This window comes from Membranihabitans maritimus, from assembly GCF_021729145.1.
In the GTDB taxonomy this organism is placed as follows: Bacteria; Bacteroidota; Bacteroidia; order Chitinophagales; family Saprospiraceae; genus Membranihabitans; species Membranihabitans maritimus.
This window is the reverse complement of record NZ_JAJSLW010000001.1, coordinates 52,888-70,404: the sequence shown is the minus strand read 5'-3', so window position 1 is coordinate 70,404 and position 17,517 is coordinate 52,888. Positions and strand designations below refer to the sequence as shown.

Genomic DNA, 17,517 nt, shown 5'->3' with positions numbered 1-17,517 from the left:
CATTGGATGAATATTGAAATTAGAACAGCCGATGTGGTGACGGTTTTGATTTACCTGGTAGGTATGTTACTGGCGGGTTTTTATTTTGCTCGAAAAAATAAAACTACAGAAGATTATTTTGTTGGAAATCGCTCCTTTTCCGGCTGGGTTATTGGTCTTTCAATGTTGGGTACAATTGTCAGTTCTGCTACTTTTTTGGCTTTACCTGCTGCAGCATTTATTTTGGATTGGCGGCAATTATCGGTCAACCTGGTGGTCCCTTTTATCGCTGTCATTGCTGTCATTATTTTCATTCCGTTTTTTAGAAGGGGAAATCTAACCTCCGCTTTTGAATATCTCGGTGATCGCTATGGGCAAATTCCGAGGATGTACGGTACCGTAAGTTTTATCATTTTGCAGTTGATCAGGATGGCACAAATATTATTTCTGGTTTCTCTGGTTATTCAATTTCTTACAGGTATTTCCATAGTGTGGGTTATTATTGCGACCGGCGTTTTTATTGGAATATACACGATTTTAGGGGGTATTGAAGCCGTTATATGGACGGATGTTTTGCAGGCTATTATTTTATTATTAGGAGGAATAATTTGTATCACTTGGATTGTATGGGACGTACCCGGTGGATTTTCTGCTATTATTGAGATGGGGCAATCGTTCGATAAGTTTAGTTTGGGGGAAATGCGGTTTGATCTAAATGAACGTACTTTTTATACCGTACTGATTCTGGGTATTATTAATTGGTTAGGTATTTATGCAGGAGACCAGAATATGGTTCAGCGTTATGCGTCAGCAAAATCAACCCGAGAAGCACAAAAGGCTACCCTCTTGTATTCAGCTATAGCCCTACCGATGTGGACGCTATTTTTTTTAATAGGGACGGCATTATTTGTGTTTTATCAAGTACATCCTAATGCAGTTATTTCCCAGTTAGAATCCGATCAGATATTACCGTATTTTATATTCTCCGAATTACCACCGATAGTTTCCGGTATCATTATTTCGGCAGTGATAGCAGCCGCCATGAGTACAATGGATTCAGGTGTCAATGCTATTTCAACTGTGACTGTGGTTGATTTGATGAAGCCCTGGCTTTCGAAGAATAAATCCGACCAATATTATTTAAAATCTGCTCATCGTATAGCTGCTGTCGTAACAGTATTGGTCATAATGGGTGCCATTACATTTAGTCAAATTGAAAAAGAAAGTATGAATGATATCAGTCTCATAGTGACCAGCGTTTTTGGCGGTTGTTTAATGGGATTGTTTTTACTTGGATTTTTTACGAATAAAGTAGATGGATTAAGTGCTGTTGTCGGAATGACGATCGCAGTGTTATTTAATATTTACCTGGGACTGGGTTTACTTGGGGTATTACCGGAGCCATGGATTATAGGCGTTCATAGTTACTGGGTAGGTGCTATGGTTAATGGGGTGTTTATTGTAGTCGCCTATACGATGGGGTATATCAGAAAGGGGAAAAGAAAGAAAGATTTAACAGGTTTAACCATTTGGAATAAAGAAAGAATAAAATAATATGAATCAACAATATGATATTGTAATACTCGGTGGAACTCCGGGTGGAATTGCATGTGGTATTACGGCTGCTAGACTGGGTAGATCAGTGGCAATTATTGAACCATTACAACATATCGGAGGTATGACCACGAGTGGACTGGGTAAAAGTGATGTAGAGCAAAAGGAATATATCGGGGGATTGTTTAGGGAATTTACAGATCGAGTTTGGAAAGTTTACCAGACCATATATCCGAAAGATTCCATGGATTTAAAATTATGCCGGGAAGGCTATTATTTTACACCCAAACTTGCAGAGGTGGTTTTGGAAGAAATGATTGCTGAAACCGGGAAAATTAAGTTGTTAAAGCATCATCGTTTAATCAAAGTAAAAGTAAAAAATCAACAGGTTGATAAAATCCTGGTTGAAAATATCGAAAGCCAAGATCAGTTTTTACTATCTGGTAAGGTTTTTATTGATGCCACCTACGAGGGAGATCTTTATGCCGGAGCAGGAGCTGAGTACAGACTGGGAAGGGAAAGCAGGCATGAGTATGGGGAACCTCATGCAGGGAAAATATATTTTGACTATCAAAAAGGGGTCATTTTGCCCGGTAGCACAGGAGAAGGTGATGAGGGCTTGCCGGCATATACATACCGGTTGTGCTTGACAAAAGATCCGAACAATAGCTATGTGTTGAACCAACCACCAGCGAATTACGATCGAAATTTATATACGCCTTATTTTGATGACTTAAAAAATGGATTGCTTTCTGCTCCAGCCGTTTTACATGACGGATGGGGGTATTATCCGGAACATTTTGACACTATGGTACGGGCATTATCTGTGACGGATTTGCCGGGCAATAAGGTAGATGCGAATATTAATCCCAGACCTCTGGCTTTTCCTTTCCCGGAGGAGAATAAAGGATATGTGGAAGGGGATTATTTTCAACGATTGGAGATTGCAAGAAGGCATCGGGAAATTGCGTTGGGGTTGCTCTGGTTTTTACAAAATGATGAAGAAATTTTACCGGAACATCGGGCAATGGCACAGCAATACCACTGGCCGTTGGATGAATTTTCGGATAATGAACATTTCCCGTATCAACTTTATGTTAGGGAAGCACGACGATTGGTAGGTGAATATACTTTGACGGAGCACGATGTAGCCATCACGGAAGAGGTTCCCCACTTTTATGCACATAGTGATACCATCGCGATGGGGGAGTTTCCCGTAGACAGCTTTCCGGTTCATAAAAAACAACCGGGAGATACCGTGGTACTTGAAGGGTATTTGGGAATGTTGGCTCACTTGACCCGCCCCTATGAGATACCTTATCGGGTGATGATCCCTCAAAAAATTGAAGGACTCATTGTTCCGGTCGCATTGTCTGCCAGTCATATTGCTTTTTGTTCCATCCGGATGGAACCTACATGGATGTCTCTTGGACAAGCTGCCGGAGTGGCGGCACATGTGAGTATTCAAAACCATGAAACACCAAGAACAGTCGATGTAAAAGCAGTTCAGGAGATATTAATACACCAAGGACAGATATTATCCGATCCTATCAAAACAGAATGATATGTATGTCTACATTTTTAGATTAAGACACTTTTTGTTTCTCGGATTATTACTGTTTTCTTTTTCAGTACATTCACAATCTCCCCCGAATTTTGTCGTGATCATGATTGATGATTTGGGTTATGGCGATTTGGGTATCTATGGGAATGCCATTCATCAAACACCGAATATTCAAAAATTGGCAGAAAAGGGTATGGTCTTTAGTGACTTTCATTCCAACGGGCCGGTTTGCAGTCCGACTCGGGCAGCTTTTTTGACAGGACAATACCAGCAGCGTTCCGGTATTGAGAGTGCCATCGGTTTTAATAAGGAGGAAGGGATGCCCTTATCAAAAAAGACCCTTGCCGAATATTTAGCGCAAGCCGGTTATAGTAACGGAGTATTTGGAAAGTGGCATGTAGGTCATGTTAGTCTGTTTGGACCGAATGACCAGGGATTTAACCGGAGTGTGGTGAGTAATAATTCTCCGGATTACCACACGCATATGTCGCGGGTTGGAGAATTGGATTGGTATAAAAATCATAAACTCAATGAAGAACCGGGCTACTTAACGGATTTGGTAACAAATCATGCCTTGAATTTTATTGAGGAACAAAAGAAGGGACCTTTTTTTCTTTTTTTATCCCATGTAGCGATCCATTTCCCTTTTCAGGGGCCCGACGACCTGGCTCACCGAACGGAGGGAAAGATCTGGCATGATGCCAAGTACGGCCCCCTGCCGGCCAGTCAGTACAGAAGGGCTTATAAAGATATGCTGGAAGCAGTTGATGAAAGTGTTGGTCAAGTGGTAGAAAAACTGGAGGAATTGGAATTGTCGGATCAAACTGTAATTTTTATTACTTCGGATAACGGGGGCTATTCATGGGTAGGGAGTAACTATCCCTTAAGAGGCCAAAAAGGAGATGTTTTTGAAGGTGGTCATCGTATACCTGCCATTGCTTATTGGCCGGGCAAGATCAAGGGACAACAAGTTGAAACAACGACTTTAACTACAATGGATTTGACACCTACTTTTTTGAGTTTAGCTGGTATTCGGTTGGGGCGAAATAATTTTGATGGAATTGATTTTTCTCCGGTTTTATTTAATTCCGGTACAATCGCAAATCGAACAATTTTTTGGCGATTTAATAATGCATATACAGGGAAAAAACACCATGCGGTGCGTTCGGGAGATTGGAAATACATCTTTGAAGATGGAGAGACTTATCTCTTCAATTTATCTATGGATATTACGGAATCGAACAATTTAATAAAAACCTATCCGATTATAGCTCAAAATTTAAAGGAACAATTTTTGAATTGGGAGTCTGAAGTTGAATGAATTATAATTCTACCAATCATTGTGAAGGGTTCTGTTTTCGTTCATTTTACATGAAATTTTGAACTAAAGAACCTAAATACCTAACTCCCCAATGTCCATACTATAACCCACCCCACTATCACCATGATCAGATCCACATCCGGATTGGTGGTTGCACGTATCTTTTTTATGGCCCGGTGAAGGTGATTTCGAACAGTTATAGGTGAAAGGTTTAGTTTTTCTGCTATTTTTTTGTGGGAAAGGCCTTCTTTTTTACTAAGATTAAAAATGAGTCGCTGTTGGTCGGGAAGTTTACTGAGGGACTGTTCCAGAATTTCATGGTAATGGTCTGCATCCATTTTTTTCTCTGCTTCCGGTTTGATTTGATTTGTCCAGAGATCCAAATGAGAGGCTAAATGATCTCTGTATTCTTTGTCTCTATATGCTTTTTTCAAATGGTCATACGCCCGGTTGCGGCACATTTGATAAATATAACCATCCATGTCTGCAATTTCTTCAAGTTCGCTATTACTTTGAATCAATTTTAGAAAAATATCTTGCATCAAATCGTTTGACAATTCCCTGTCTCCAAGAAATTGAACAAAGAATCCGTAGATTTTGTCGCGGTATTGGTAAAATAACAATTTTAGACCTTCTTCACTCATATTGTCTGTTCAAAGAGTAGTGTGTAAAACAAATAAACGACGATTGTAGTTAGTTCCCAAATTTAGTAATTTTTTTCATCTCCACTGGTACATTTTTGTTTAAGTCCAGTCTTGTATGGTAATAAATGAAATTAAAGCCTTTTTCTAAGTGTATTATTTGGCTTATAGAAAGGACTAAACAATATAATCGTGTGAAAAAAGCTGATAGTATAAAATATTTGACAAAAAAATATCTGGATCGAACAATCACCCAAAAAGAGTGGGAGGTACTGTTGGAGCTGTTGGATCGGGCTGAAAATCCTGAAGATATAGATGCTTTTTTCCTGGAGGGTTGGAAAGAACGCGATTTGTCCCAAAGTGTTTCGAAAGTCACCTGGGAGCAATTGATTGAGACAAATGATGACAAAACTAAAACCAAGGTAAATGTTAGCAGGGTAGTTTCTGTCTGGAAATGGACTATTGCGGCATCAGTGCTGGCATTGATTGCTATGGTTTGGTGGATGGAAAGAGAAGAAAGAAACTTCATGGTATACGAGACAGGAAACGGAGAGACGAAAGAAATAATCTTGGATGATGGTACTACAGTCACCCTAAATGCAAATACCAGGTTAATTTGGGATGAAAATTGGCAAAGCTCAGATATCAGATTTGCAGAATTGGAAGGTGAGGCCTATTTCGATGTATCCCATAAAGAGATGAATTATACAGGCGGGTTGGTACGTCTTCCATTTAAAGTGCGTACTTCGGATTTAATGATTAATGTGCTGGGAACCGCTTTTAATGTTTCCAGCCGTCGGGGAAAAACAGACGTATTTCTGGAAAGGGGTTTGGTAAAACTTGATCTTACTGGCGGTTCATTTAAGAAAAAGAATGCATCAAATTTGAGACCGGAGCAAGGGAAAGTAGATTTTCAGGCGGATACTTTGACGATGAAACCCGGAGAACTAATTAGTTTTTCTTCTGAAACCAAGTTGCTCACAAAATCAGGGGATGAAATATCTAATGACTGGGTTGATTGGATGGATGGGACACTTTCCTTTCGAAAAATGGAATTTGGCATTGTAATGAGCGAACTGGAAGATATCTATGGCAAACACTTTAGAATTGATGGAGATTCACTAATCCAGCGAAAGGTTTCCCTGGCACTGCCATACGAAAATTGGGAAACGGTCAAGGATGTTATTGAAATGACGTTAAATCTGGAAATGATAGAATATGAAAAGAATAATACAATAATGATAAAAAAAAGGACAAGTAAATAAGCTATTTGTTTTTGAAAAATTATAATTGTCAAAAGTGTTTTGGACGAACGATTTTGACAAGCTGATTTACCTGATCCTTATTTACTAATTAAATAACAAATTAGATGTGATGAAGTTACAACTTTTATTTCGAATAAAAGGTAAAACGACCATGCTGTTATGCTGGATTTTAATGATGGTTTACCAATTACCGATTCAGGCAAATATTCCTGATGATGTAAATGATGAGATTCTTTTGGAAGAAGCCTTCCAATTATTGGGTCAAAAGTTCGGGGTTTATTTTAACTATGACCAGGAGATGGTTTCGGATATGAAGGTAAAATACAATGCCGAGGAATTCGAGACAGTCGACGCGGCGATATCTTCTGTAATCGGTCAAACCAATCTCAAATATCAAATTTTTGATAAAAGATATGTGGCCGTTTTCAGAGATACCAAGGAGGGAGTAGAGTCTCTTAAAAAAATGATCGCCCATTTTCAGGGTATTGTAGACAGAAAAGAAAAAGAAGTGACAAGGGAGTCGAGGTTAATTAACCCGCTGAGGACTTATTCTATGTATGAATTATATAATAAGAGACTGGTTGTCAATATTTCAGGAACAGTTCTAGATCAGAACGGAGAGCCGTTAATTGGGGTAAATGTTTTAGTGAAAGGTACGAACAAGGGGACTTCAACCGATTTTAATGGTGAATTTTCGCTGGAAGATGTTGACGAAAACGCTGTTCTGGTGTTTTCATATATTGGGTACCAAACAGCGGAAGTATCTGTTGGAGGAAAATCCTCTATTTCAGTTACATTGGCTGAAGATCTCCAAACCTTAGATGAGGTGGTAGTTGTGGGGTATGGGACGACAAAGAAGAGCGATTTGACAGGAGCTGTTTCGTCCATAAAATCAGAACAAATATCTGCGTATCCTGCGAGTAGTGGGGTGCAAGCTATGCAAGGGCGTGCTGCAGGTGTCCAAATACAATCCAATAATGGAGCACCCGGAGCTGGATTGAAAGTTCGGATCCGCGGTGGTACATCGATTAATGCCAACAGTGACCCCATTTTTGTCGTGGACGGTTTTGTGGGTGGGTCCATGCCACCACCGGAAGATATTGCTTCGATTGAAGTATTGAAAGACGCATCGGCAACAGCAATTTATGGTTCTCGAGGTGCCAATGGAGTAATAATGATCACTACAAAAAGAGGGTCTTCAGGCAAAACAAAAATCAATTTTAATTCCTCGTATTCGTTCCAAAATGAAATTAACAGGTTGGATCTGCTAAATGCAGATCAGTTTGTAGATTATATCTCTGATGCCCGGCCCGGCTTTCAATCCCTTGGTTCTAATACCGATTGGCAAGATCAAATATTTAGGGATGGAGGTATCCAGAATTATCAGCTTTCCATTGCAGGCGGTAATGAAAATGTAAAATATTATGTTTCAGGGGCGTATTACGATCAGAAAGGGGTGATATTGAATTCTGATTACGATCGTTTGTCAGTTACTAGTAATATAGATATACAAGCAACAGATAAATTAAAAATCGGACTCAATTTATTTGGACGAAGATCGGGAAGTAACGGGGTCCGGACACAAGAAGGATCAGGAGGATTGACTCCAGGCGTAGTATCTTCAGCGTTTAAATTCGAACCGTATCAACCGATTTATAATGACAATGGTGTCTTTACCACAGCGCGTCTGAATGATCCGCATGATAATCCATATGCCATTGTAACACAGTTGATAAATGAAAATTCAACGGATCGTTTTCAGGGAAATGTTTTTGCAGAATACGACATTTTCAAAAATTTGAAGTTTCGAACCTCTTTTGGTGCTACAACCAATAACGCCAGAACGGGCCAGTTTTCACCGACAACTGTTACAGAAGGAAGAAATGTAGGTGGTGATGCAGAAATTAGTGCTTCAAAAAACACTCTCGTTCTGACTGAAAATTACTTTACTTTTACCCAGGATATTGGGGAAATACATAACTTAAGTGCGGTCGCAGGATATTCTTATCAGGAATCAACCAACGAGGGCTGGGGTGCCAGAGGCCAGTCATTCATTACGGATGCTTTTTCATATTGGGGTCTTGGTTCTTCCGCTGTATGGCAATCACCTAGCTCTGGACTTTCTGAATGGGTAATATCATCGTTTTACGGAAGAGTAAATTATTCGCTGGACGAGCGATTCTTATTCACTTTTAATGCGAGGTATGATGGTTCTTCCAATTTCGGCAAAAATAATAGATGGGCTTTTTTCCCTTCCGGGGCAGTTGCGTGGAATATGAAAAAGGAAGATTTTCTTGCCAATTCCAACCTTATTAGCTTTTGGAAATGGAGAGTAAGTTACGGGGAAACAGGGAATCAAGCTATTTCGCCTTATCAGACTTTGGCTCGGTTTTCACCGGTGTTTTCTACCTTAAATAATCAAATTGTTAATGCAGTAAGACCTACATCCGTAGCTAATGATAATCTTTCCTGGGAAACTACAAGACAATTTAATTTTGGAACAGATATCGGATTTTGGAATGACCGGGTAACTTTTACAGCAGAATATTACAATATGTTGACATCAGATTTGCTGTTTAGTGTGAGATTGCCACAATATTCTGGTTATACAACCCAACTTCAAAATATAGGTCAGGTTCGGAATTCCGGTTTTGAATTGAGTATTAATTCCCGAAATCTAACGGGCGCTTTCGAATGGAGTATGGATGTCAATTTTTCACATAATAGAAATGAAGTGGTTTCACTTCCGAACGGTGATGATATTTATTACGGGTCAGGCCCAGGACATATGGTCGGTTTGGGAGATACTCAAATTCTTAGAGAAGGAGAGCCGGTCGGTAGTTTCTTTGGTTGGATATATGATGGAGTTTACCAGGAAGGAGACCAATTTATTACCGGCGCCGGTTTTGAACAAGAACCGGGAGGAGAAAAATTCAAAGACATTGACGGTAAAAATGAAAATGGCGAATTAACGGGTCAGCCGGATGGTACTTTGAATAGTGATGACAGAATGGTTATCGGAAATCCTCACCCGGATTTTATTTGGGGATGGAATAACGATTTCAAATGGAAAAACTTTGATTTAAACGTATTTTTCCAAAGTTCTGTAGGCAATGATATACTTAGTTATACGCTGATGGAATTGGATTTGATGTCCGGTAATAACAATGCGACAACCAATGCGCTCAATCGATGGACACCGAATAATACCAATACAGATGTTCCAAAGGCCAATACCGGAAGGTCGAGAAGGGTATCCACCAGGTGGATAAAGGACGGTACATTTACTCGACTGAAGAACCTCGCTTTGGGTTATAGCTTTGATTCACAATACTTATCGAGGGTTAATCTAAGCAAACTCCGAATTTATTTTAGTGCACAGAATATTTTTACAATGACTTCTTATGAGGGATATGATCCAGAAGTTAATTACAGAACGGGAGGAGCAGCGGATGGAAATAGGAATTTAGGATTGGATTACGGTAGTTATCCCAATGCCAAATCTTATACATTGGGACTTAATATTGCCTTTTGATTAATTCTAGCATTAAAAAAGATAAAACAATGAAAAATCTAAGTATAAAAATATTTTTAATAACGCTTGTTTGTGCTTTTTTCTCAAATTGTACTGATTTGGATAAAAAGCCAGTGGGATTGTTATCTCCCGAAGGGCTATTTAATTCTCCCAAGGACGTTGAAGTGGCAGTTGCAGGATCTTATGCCTGGATATCTTCAGAACGGCTTTGGGGTAGACAATTCGTATCTGCTTTGATGTTACGCGGAGATATGGTAGATATCGGGGACAGGGGAACACCTGCAGAACGACAACAGGTCAACGACTTTGACATGGATGACAATAATGGAATGGTCAGTAGGTTTTGGCCATATTTCTACCAGACGATTAGCGCGGTGAATGCTGCCATTTCCGGAGCAGAGTCACTGAGTAGTCCCGAAAGTGAACTAAATCCCTTAGTGGCGGAAGCGAGGTTTATTAGGGCTTTTTGTTATTATCACCTGGTCCGTAATTTCGGAGATATACCTTATATCGATTACTTTGTTACTGATCCGGAAGCAACCAAAGTATTATCCAAAACTCCTGCAAGTGAAGTGTACGATGGAATAATTGCTGATTTAGAGTTTGCCAAAGAATGGTTACCTGACCTAAGGACAGATGGCATACGATCACGTCCTACCAAAGGTTCGGCTGCTTCGTACCTTTCTTCCGTATTCTTGACACTGGGAGATTTTCAAAATGCATACAATGAAGCTAAATGGGTAATTGATAATAAATCACGGTTTGATTATGAATTGCTATCAGACTATCAGGAATTATATGTAGCCGGTCCACCAAATAAAAGAGAGCACATTTTTATTGCAGAATTTGTTGGCCAGCAAGGTGGAGGCGGTGGAGCCGATGACGACTTAATGGGACCTATGACCGGAATTCGCGGTGCAGACGAATTGGGCTGGAGTGTATTGGTGCCTTCATTGCCTGTATACAATACATGGGATGACCGTGATTACCGGAAGCATGTTAGTTTTGCAGATTCTTCCCTGATTGAGGGAGTGATGCAACCATATACTGAATATGCAAATACTCAACGTCCGCATATCGCCAAATACCGAAGATTCCCAGGCAATGCCAATGCGGATGGAAGGAATGCAGATACGGATTATTCGTGTTTTCGATTCGCAGAAGTATTATTAATCGCGGCAGAAGCACTTACCGAATTAAATGGTCCATCCGACGAAGCAATAGGGTATGTAAACGATATTAGGGAAAGAGCGCGAAATGCAGGTGGTGTGCAGAATGACTTCCCTGCGGATGTATCAAATAATATATCAAAAGAAGAATTAATTGACTTAATACTGGAAGAACGAAGGTTGGAATTGGCATTTGAATATAAGCGGTGGTACGATATCAAGAGACGGCAATTGGGAGAAGAAGCATTTAAAGGCCCCAATTCATTAGAGCCCCATGAAAATTTTGATCCCAACCGGGATTATTTAATGCCATTACCAAGAACGGAATTGGATATTAATCCCAATTTGGAGCCACAAAACCCGGGCTATTAGTTTTTAACTATAAAAAAATCATTAAAAAAGGCTACCTCAATTGGGTGGCCTTTTTTCATTAGAAGTTTCAATTAAACTTAAATTTTATATAGATTTCATATACTATCAGGAAAATCTCAATACCTTCGCGAATTAGATGAACCTTATAAATTAAATCAAAATACTCATATAGAGAATAGATTTGCTTTCCGTTTTTAAATGAAACTCCTGAAAATGAAATTCACAGTACCCGTTTTAGTGTTTCTTCCTATTATTATTTTGTCTTGTTCTACCCAAAAGAAAACAACATCAAGCTCCGATTACGATAATAGTCTTTTGGAACAGTTACCTCATCATATAAAGTTAACCTGGGAATCGGATCCTGCCACTACTCAAGCGGTTTGTTGGCGTACCAGGCAGGGGCAAGTCGAGAGTAAATTGCAATATACAAAGGCCACTCCCTCTCCTTTTTTCGAGGATAAAATCATTACCGTTGAGGCGCAGTCAGATACTTTTACAGCAGATGATGGAACCTGGAACTACCATGCAGTAAATTTGGAGAACTTAGATCCTAATACGCGGTATTCATATCGGGTGGGGAATAATGATTATTGGTCGGAATGGGCTGAATTTACTACGGCTACAGGGGAAAACGAACCTTTCAAATTTTTATATTTCGGAGATGTACAGCGGTTTATTTTTTCCAAAGGAAGCCGGGCTATTCGCCAGGCAGTATTGCATAATCCGGATGCAAAATTTATGGTTTTTGCAGGAGATTTAATCCATAGGAGTGCAGTGAATATTGAAAATTGGGGGGAATTTTTTCCAGCGGGTGGTTGGATATTTGAAAACTATCCTACCATTGCTACACCAGGAAACCATGAACATAAATGGTATCCTGACGATAAGACTACTTACGAGAAGATCACTCCGATTTGGAATCATAGCTTTGCCTTTCCGCAAAATGGCCCGGAAGGGATGAAGGAGGAAACATACTATGTAGATTACAATAATATTAGGGTGATTTCCCTAAATTTGGTTTTTTGGTCAAAGCATAAAGAGACCATATTAAAATGGACTGAAGAGCGGCTGAAGGAATTTAAAGGGGATTGGGTGATTATGACCCATCACTATAACATGGAAAGTGCAGCTCGAAATCGGACGCCCGGTATCCGTTACCCCGAGTTAAAGGAATTATATGAAAAGTATGAAGTTCCTTTGGTTTTGACTGGGCATGAGCATTTATATGCCCGCGGTCAAATGGATGGTGTATTTCCTGTATATGCTGTTTCTGTCGCCGGACCTTGGATGAACGCCATTCGATTTGAAGAATGGATGGACCGGGCAGGAACCTCTCTCCAGCTTTTCCAGGAAATATATGTGAGCCCGGAATCCCTGCGTTATGTTTCCAGGACGATAATGGGTGATGTATATGACGAATTTGCTATATCAAAGAAGGCCGATGGTACATTGAATTATCAGGAAAGGCCTGATTTGGGGCCGGAATCATTAGTTCCCCCCCAGAATTTCGAAGATCGGTATGATAAGGAATTGGTGGAAAGTTATGAATCGGATAAGGAGGCTTATTTGAATCGAGATAAGTAGGAGGAGTGAACTACTGCTCTGATACAAAAAGGATTAGAGGTATTAGGGGGGGTAGGTCAGGTTACAAAGGACTCCATAGTAGAGTCCTCTCCTGACATATTTTTCAACATAGTCAGGTCAGTCCCGTCATATAGTGATCCTTTTTGGGGCATTAACTGCGGGATGACTAAATCCAAGATATATATGTATAATGTTTACCGTGTCAGAGCACTACGGGTCATCACTGATAAATATTAAATGATTTGTTCCGTGGCTAAAAAGGCTTTGCGAAAAAGATGGAAAGTCTTTGGAGAATGCAAATTTAATTTTGTGCAATTGGTATAATATCTGCATCCCTTATCTGGAGTGCGCGATACGGTATAATGAACCAGTATTTCATTTACAAAACAAATTCCTCAAGATTATCGTAATGAATAACTTTAAAAGAACTGTTTTTATATGCATTTAAAAAAGAACGGGGCGGTTTTACCTTTTGGGGTGGTTTAAATTTAAACTCGTAGGCGTTGATATGTCCGTCTGATTCTTCAATAAAGTCGATTTCCTTTTGTTGGCGTGTGCGCCAATACCAATAGTTGGTCCAAAGTTGATTGTAGTTCAAATATTTAATCCTTTCTGAAATAATAAAATTTTCCCATAGTGCTCCAATATCGTTTCGATTCTCTATTTGATTAAAATTTGTAATGATAGAATTCCGGATACCGTTGTCGTAAAAGTATATTTTTTTACTAAATTTTAGTTCATTACGCAGGTTTCGGCTAAATGAATGCAACCTGAATATTATATAAGTTTGTTCAAGTAACAGTATGTAACGCTCTACAGTTTTGGAGTCCAGGCCGGTAGTCTGGGCTAGCTCATTGTATGAAACCTGAGAGCCGACTTGGTAAGCTAGTGCCTGGAGTAGCTTGATAAGTTTATCTGGTTTTTTGATCTGTTCCCACATCAGAATGTCTTTGTAGAGGTAGCTATCGGATAATTGATGCAGTATCTCTTTTTCATCACCCTGATGATTGATGACATCGGGGTAGTATCCGTAAACCATTCGGTGTGGTACCAATCGTTTTTCTTCCAGGAATCCGTTGTGTGAAACCATTTCCTGAAAAGACAGGGGAAACATTTTATATTCCCACTTTCTTCCCGTTAGCGGTTCGTTGACCTGGTTGGCTATTTCAAAAGAAGAGCTACCTGTAGCGATTAATTGGACATTGGGAATGTTATCAATAATTAATTTGAGACGAATACCGATATCCCGGATTCGTTGGGCTTCATCGATTATCACAATTTTATTGTTTCCTATAACTGCTTTTAAACGAGTAGAGGTAATATTGGAAAACAGGTTTTGAATGTCAGGTTCGTCACCGTTCAGCCATAGTATGCCTTGTTGTTTTTTGAATACGGATTGTAATAAAGTGGTTTTGCCGACTTGTCGGGGGCCCATAAGTACAATAGCTTTATTGCCATCTACTTTCGAGAGGATTATATCTTTTAGAATTCTTTTTACCATCGCATGAATATAACATTTTCGGATTTGAATCCATAAAAGTTATAACATTTTCGGATTTGAATCCATAAAAGTTATATTATTTCTTTTTCCTTCTCACTGCCATGAATATAAGGTTGGGGCTTTGCTCCGTTCTATATAAGGATTCAAGAGGACAAAGCAGTATGATTTTTTATTTTTTTTTGATAAATTCCTCCACTTTACTAATCATTGGTTCTACTGTTTCTTTGTGAAGCCTACAAAATCTGAGTAATCCCCCTTACTTCTCCCATCAAACAAATCCGATTAAAGTAACTGTTTTCCTTGTGAATAAGTCCAGTGACTATAAAATTTTCAAAAAATATAGTTCTTACTCTATTATGTCTTTTAATAGAATAGCCATTTATAATCAGGAGAGCTGAAACGGATTTAGAACATGCATGGTATAGTCGATTGACACATAAGTTCCATCAGTTGAGTTTTGCTAGTAATACTGCATCTTATAATGTGTTTTCTGTAGTAGTCAATCGATAAAAAATTTATTCTTCAAGGTATTGTTTCCCGTTGTTGTGATATCATCGGATTTTATGTTTTTGCAAATTGGTGTTACTTGACATTTGATTTCCCAATCTTTTTTTACAAAAACAGATATCGACAGCCCAATTTCAAATTCTATGTTCCGCAAGTGAGGCTTGAATTTTTGTTCTGTTTTTTAGAGTCACTTTTGGTGTGTCCAATAGAATTAAAAGATCCCAATCAGAGTCAACAGTTGTATATTCTGTGGCCCGGGGACTCGTAGAGGATGACTTCTGCATTAGGATTCAATTCTTTTATACTTTCTGAAAATTGTTGGATAATATTGTTTTCTCTGTCTGTCATTCCTCTTTTTTTTATTCAACAATAATGTAACATATTCCAGAATACAGCATTAAAGTTCAGAAGGAAAATGGACATAAGAATCCATGTCATTGGAATCGGGTTTAGGTTCACCCACTAAGTGATCGCCCGGCGTTGTCAGTATGGGTTTTTGCAGATCCTGGGGTGTACTCTTGGTCCAGCCTGGACGTCGTCGCACTTGTCGCTTGTACAGGCCTTTGGGGACAAACGTGGCTCACGTGCAATCCTTATATGCGGGCTTGGCGAATCTTGCCTGGAAAATTATTAAAACCTCAGATTCCAAGTATCCCAATCTTCCAAACCAACCTAGCCACCCATCAGCCAAGCCACTAGACTTCCCACCACTATCGTTATCAAATCAATATCCGGGTTTACGGTAGACCGTATCTTTTTCATGGCCCTGTGCAGGTGATTGCGGACAGTTATAGGTGAAAGGTTGAGTCTTTCGGCTATTTTCTGGTGGGATAATCCTTCTTTTTTACTGAGGTTGAATATAACTCTTTGTTGATCAGGTAGTTGGCTCAGGGATTGTTCGAGGATTTCCCGGTAATGGTCGGACTCCATTTGTTTTTCGGCTTTGGGTTTTACCAGGTTCGATGGTTGGTCCCAGTAGCGGAAAAGGTATTCTTTGTATTTTTTATCGTGACCGGCTCTTTTGAGGTGGTCGTAGGCCCGGTTTCGGCAAATCATATAAATATAGTTGTCCCAATTCCGTACCTCGGTCAATTCTTTCTTTTTCAGGATCAGGTTGACAAAAATATCCTGGGTCAGATCTTTTGCCAGTTCGCGATCCTTCAGGATTTTAATAAAAAATCCGTAGCACCTGTCGCGGTAATTGAGAAATAAAAATTGTATATCGACGACTTCCTTCATCAGAGGTATTAGTATATTCTATCCATACAAATATCTATATAATCCCTTAAAATCCAAATTTATTAAATTTTTTTATTCGATGCTGGTATGATTGTAAATATCGGTCGTCATATACTATGACCGTTTTTAATTAAGCATTTATATTGGAAAATTTAATTTTATTTTTTAATCAATCTAAAAGCAGGAAGTGAGTAATAGCGAAAAGAATAGAATCCGGATCTTGATGCGAAAGTATTTGGACGAATCCTGTACCCCCGAAGAAAGGGACGAATTGATTGAAAAAATAAAAATGACTTCGGGGCCCGAAGAGATGGATGAAATGCTAAAAGAAGTATGGACAGGCATGGATCGGTCGGAAATTCTGGAGGAATTGAACTGGGGGCGATTGGTGGAGGCGAGCGTTGCGAAGCGCAGAAATGCAATGAAAGCAGTAGCAGTATGGCGAAAGGTTTGGAAATGGTCTGCGGCAGCGGCGATTGTATTAGGCGTGTATTTTGTAGCGGATTGGTGGAATACGGATAGTAGCTTGATGGTCTACGAGACGGAATATGGCGAAACACAGGAAATCGTATTGGACGATGGAACGAAAGTAAGCCTCAATGCACATTCCAAATTAATTTGGAATAAAGACTGGGAAGGGAATAAAGTACGAAAAGTAAAATTACAAGGGGAAGCTTTCTTTGATGTATCCCACGTGAGTATGGAGGGTGAAAAGGGTACGGAACTGAAAATGCCTTTTGAAGTGCAGACCTCTGACCTAACTATTAATGTACTGGGAACGGCCTTTAATGCTTCTCAACGAAGAGGAAAGACAGAAGTGTATCTGGAACGAGGGATTGTTGTCTTGGAGTTGAATAAGGATGAAACCCCATCATTGGATGCTGCTGAAAAAGAACCTACGGGTCCGGAGGGAATGCAACTGGATTCTTCACGTGTGATCCATATGAGCCCCGGGGACTTGGTAAGCTTTTCTTCGGATGAAAACACATTGGTGCAAAAGAAAATGGAGGCAACTGAAGAACACTCTGCCTGGCGAGAAGGAACCTTGAGTTATAGGGATGTGGAGTTCCGGGTAATGTTACAAAGCCTCGAAGATATTTACGGTAAATCTTTTGAAGTGGATGATCAGAAGCTATTGAATAAGCGGGTGGAATTCGGTGTCCCTTTTGAGAATTGGGAAACGGTAACCGAAATGATGGAGATGATGTTGAAAATTGAAATAACAGAGATAACAGACGATACGATAGGAATAAAAAAACGGACAGTGAACTAACCGGAAAGTATAA

General features: G+C 39.5%; 11 protein-coding genes. 8 read left to right on the top strand and 3 right to left on the bottom strand.

The window, feature by feature from the left end:
* Nucleotides 1-6 precede the first annotated feature (6 nt).
* Genes LVD47_RS00235 through LVD47_RS00225 form a run of 3 tightly spaced genes read left to right on the top strand, consistent with a single transcriptional unit; the run spans nt 7 to nt 4,418 of the window.
* A complete protein-coding gene (locus LVD47_RS00235; protein ID WP_236973498.1) occupies nt 7-1,533 on the top strand; it encodes a sodium:solute symporter family transporter in 1,527 nt (508 codons plus the stop codon).
* A gap of 1 nt (nt 1,534) precedes the next feature.
* A complete protein-coding gene (locus LVD47_RS00230) occupies nt 1,535-3,097 on the top strand; it encodes an FAD-dependent oxidoreductase (protein WP_236973497.1) in 1,563 nt (520 codons plus the stop codon).
* Nucleotide 3,098: 1 nt separating this feature from the next.
* Nucleotides 3,099-4,418 (top strand): sulfatase-like hydrolase/transferase, encoded by a 1,320-nt coding sequence (locus LVD47_RS00225; RefSeq protein ID WP_255784983.1) that lies wholly within the window; start codon nt 3,099-3,101, stop codon nt 4,416-4,418.
* A gap of 80 nt (nt 4,419-4,498) precedes the next feature.
* Here LVD47_RS00225 and LVD47_RS00220 read toward each other — a convergent pair whose 3' ends face one another.
* Complete coding sequence (locus LVD47_RS00220) at nt 4,499-5,062, bottom strand: RNA polymerase sigma factor (RefSeq protein ID WP_236973495.1); 564 nt, start codon at nt 5,060-5,062, stop codon at nt 4,499-4,501.
* 191 nt (nt 5,063-5,253) lie between these two features.
* On the opposite strand from LVD47_RS00220, the gene LVD47_RS00215 reads away from it, so the two are divergent.
* The 4 genes from LVD47_RS00215 to LVD47_RS00200 all read left to right on the top strand — a co-directional run bounded on the left by LVD47_RS00215 (nt 5,254) and on the right by LVD47_RS00200 (nt 12,984).
* A complete protein-coding gene (locus LVD47_RS00215; RefSeq protein WP_236973494.1) occupies nt 5,254-6,324 on the top strand; it encodes a FecR family protein in 1,071 nt (356 codons plus the stop codon).
* A 109-nt stretch (nt 6,325-6,433) separates the two neighbouring features.
* Nucleotides 6,434-9,859: a SusC/RagA family TonB-linked outer membrane protein gene (locus LVD47_RS00210; RefSeq protein ID WP_236973493.1), complete on the top strand. Its 3,426-nt coding sequence runs from the start codon at nt 6,434-6,436 to the stop codon at nt 9,857-9,859.
* A 29-nt stretch (nt 9,860-9,888) separates the two neighbouring features.
* Nucleotides 9,889-11,400, top strand: coding sequence for a RagB/SusD family nutrient uptake outer membrane protein (locus tag LVD47_RS00205; protein WP_236973492.1), 1,512 nt, complete (start codon nt 9,889-9,891; stop codon nt 11,398-11,400).
* A gap of 213 nt (nt 11,401-11,613) precedes the next feature.
* On the top strand, nt 11,614-12,984 hold the full coding sequence (locus tag LVD47_RS00200; protein ID WP_236973491.1) for a purple acid phosphatase family protein: 1,371 nt from the start codon (nt 11,614-11,616) through the stop codon (nt 12,982-12,984).
* A gap of 379 nt (nt 12,985-13,363) precedes the next feature.
* Here LVD47_RS00200 and LVD47_RS00195 read toward each other — a convergent pair whose 3' ends face one another.
* Together LVD47_RS00195 and LVD47_RS00190 are read right to left on the bottom strand one after the other, a co-directional pair.
* A complete protein-coding gene (locus LVD47_RS00195) occupies nt 13,364-14,485 on the bottom strand; it encodes an ATP-binding protein (protein ID WP_236973490.1) in 1,122 nt (373 codons plus the stop codon).
* A gap of 1,179 nt (nt 14,486-15,664) precedes the next feature.
* Entirely contained in the window at nt 15,665-16,231 is a 567-nt protein-coding gene (locus LVD47_RS00190) for an RNA polymerase sigma-70 factor (RefSeq protein WP_236973489.1), read from the bottom strand.
* 187 nt (nt 16,232-16,418) lie between these two features.
* On the opposite strand from LVD47_RS00190, the gene LVD47_RS00185 reads away from it, so the two are divergent.
* Complete coding sequence (locus LVD47_RS00185; protein WP_236973488.1) at nt 16,419-17,504, top strand: FecR family protein; 1,086 nt, start codon at nt 16,419-16,421, stop codon at nt 17,502-17,504.
* Nucleotides 17,505-17,517: the final 13 nt, after the last annotated feature.

Excerpts from the sequence above, each read along its gene's own strand:
- LVD47_RS00235 (WP_236973498.1), top strand. The coding sequence starts at position 7 with ATGAATATTGAAATTAGAACAGCCGATGTGGTGACGGTTTTGATTTAC.
- LVD47_RS00230 (WP_236973497.1), top strand. The coding sequence starts at position 1,535 with ATGAATCAACAATATGATATTGTAATACTCGGTGGAACTCCGGGTGGA.
- LVD47_RS00225 (WP_255784983.1), top strand. The coding sequence starts at position 3,099 with ATGTATGTCTACATTTTTAGATTAAGACACTTTTTGTTTCTCGGATTA.
- LVD47_RS00220 (WP_236973495.1), bottom strand. The coding sequence starts at position 5,062 with ATGAGTGAAGAAGGTCTAAAATTGTTATTTTACCAATACCGCGACAAA.
- LVD47_RS00210 (WP_236973493.1), top strand. The coding sequence starts at position 6,434 with ATGAAGTTACAACTTTTATTTCGAATAAAAGGTAAAACGACCATGCTG.
- LVD47_RS00205 (WP_236973492.1), top strand. The coding sequence starts at position 9,889 with ATGAAAAATCTAAGTATAAAAATATTTTTAATAACGCTTGTTTGTGCT.
- LVD47_RS00200 (WP_236973491.1), top strand. The coding sequence starts at position 11,614 with ATGAAATTCACAGTACCCGTTTTAGTGTTTCTTCCTATTATTATTTTG.
- LVD47_RS00195 (WP_236973490.1), bottom strand. The coding sequence starts at position 14,485 with ATGGTAAAAAGAATTCTAAAAGATATAATCCTCTCGAAAGTAGATGGC.
- LVD47_RS00190 (WP_236973489.1), bottom strand. The coding sequence starts at position 16,231 with ATGAAGGAAGTCGTCGATATACAATTTTTATTTCTCAATTACCGCGAC.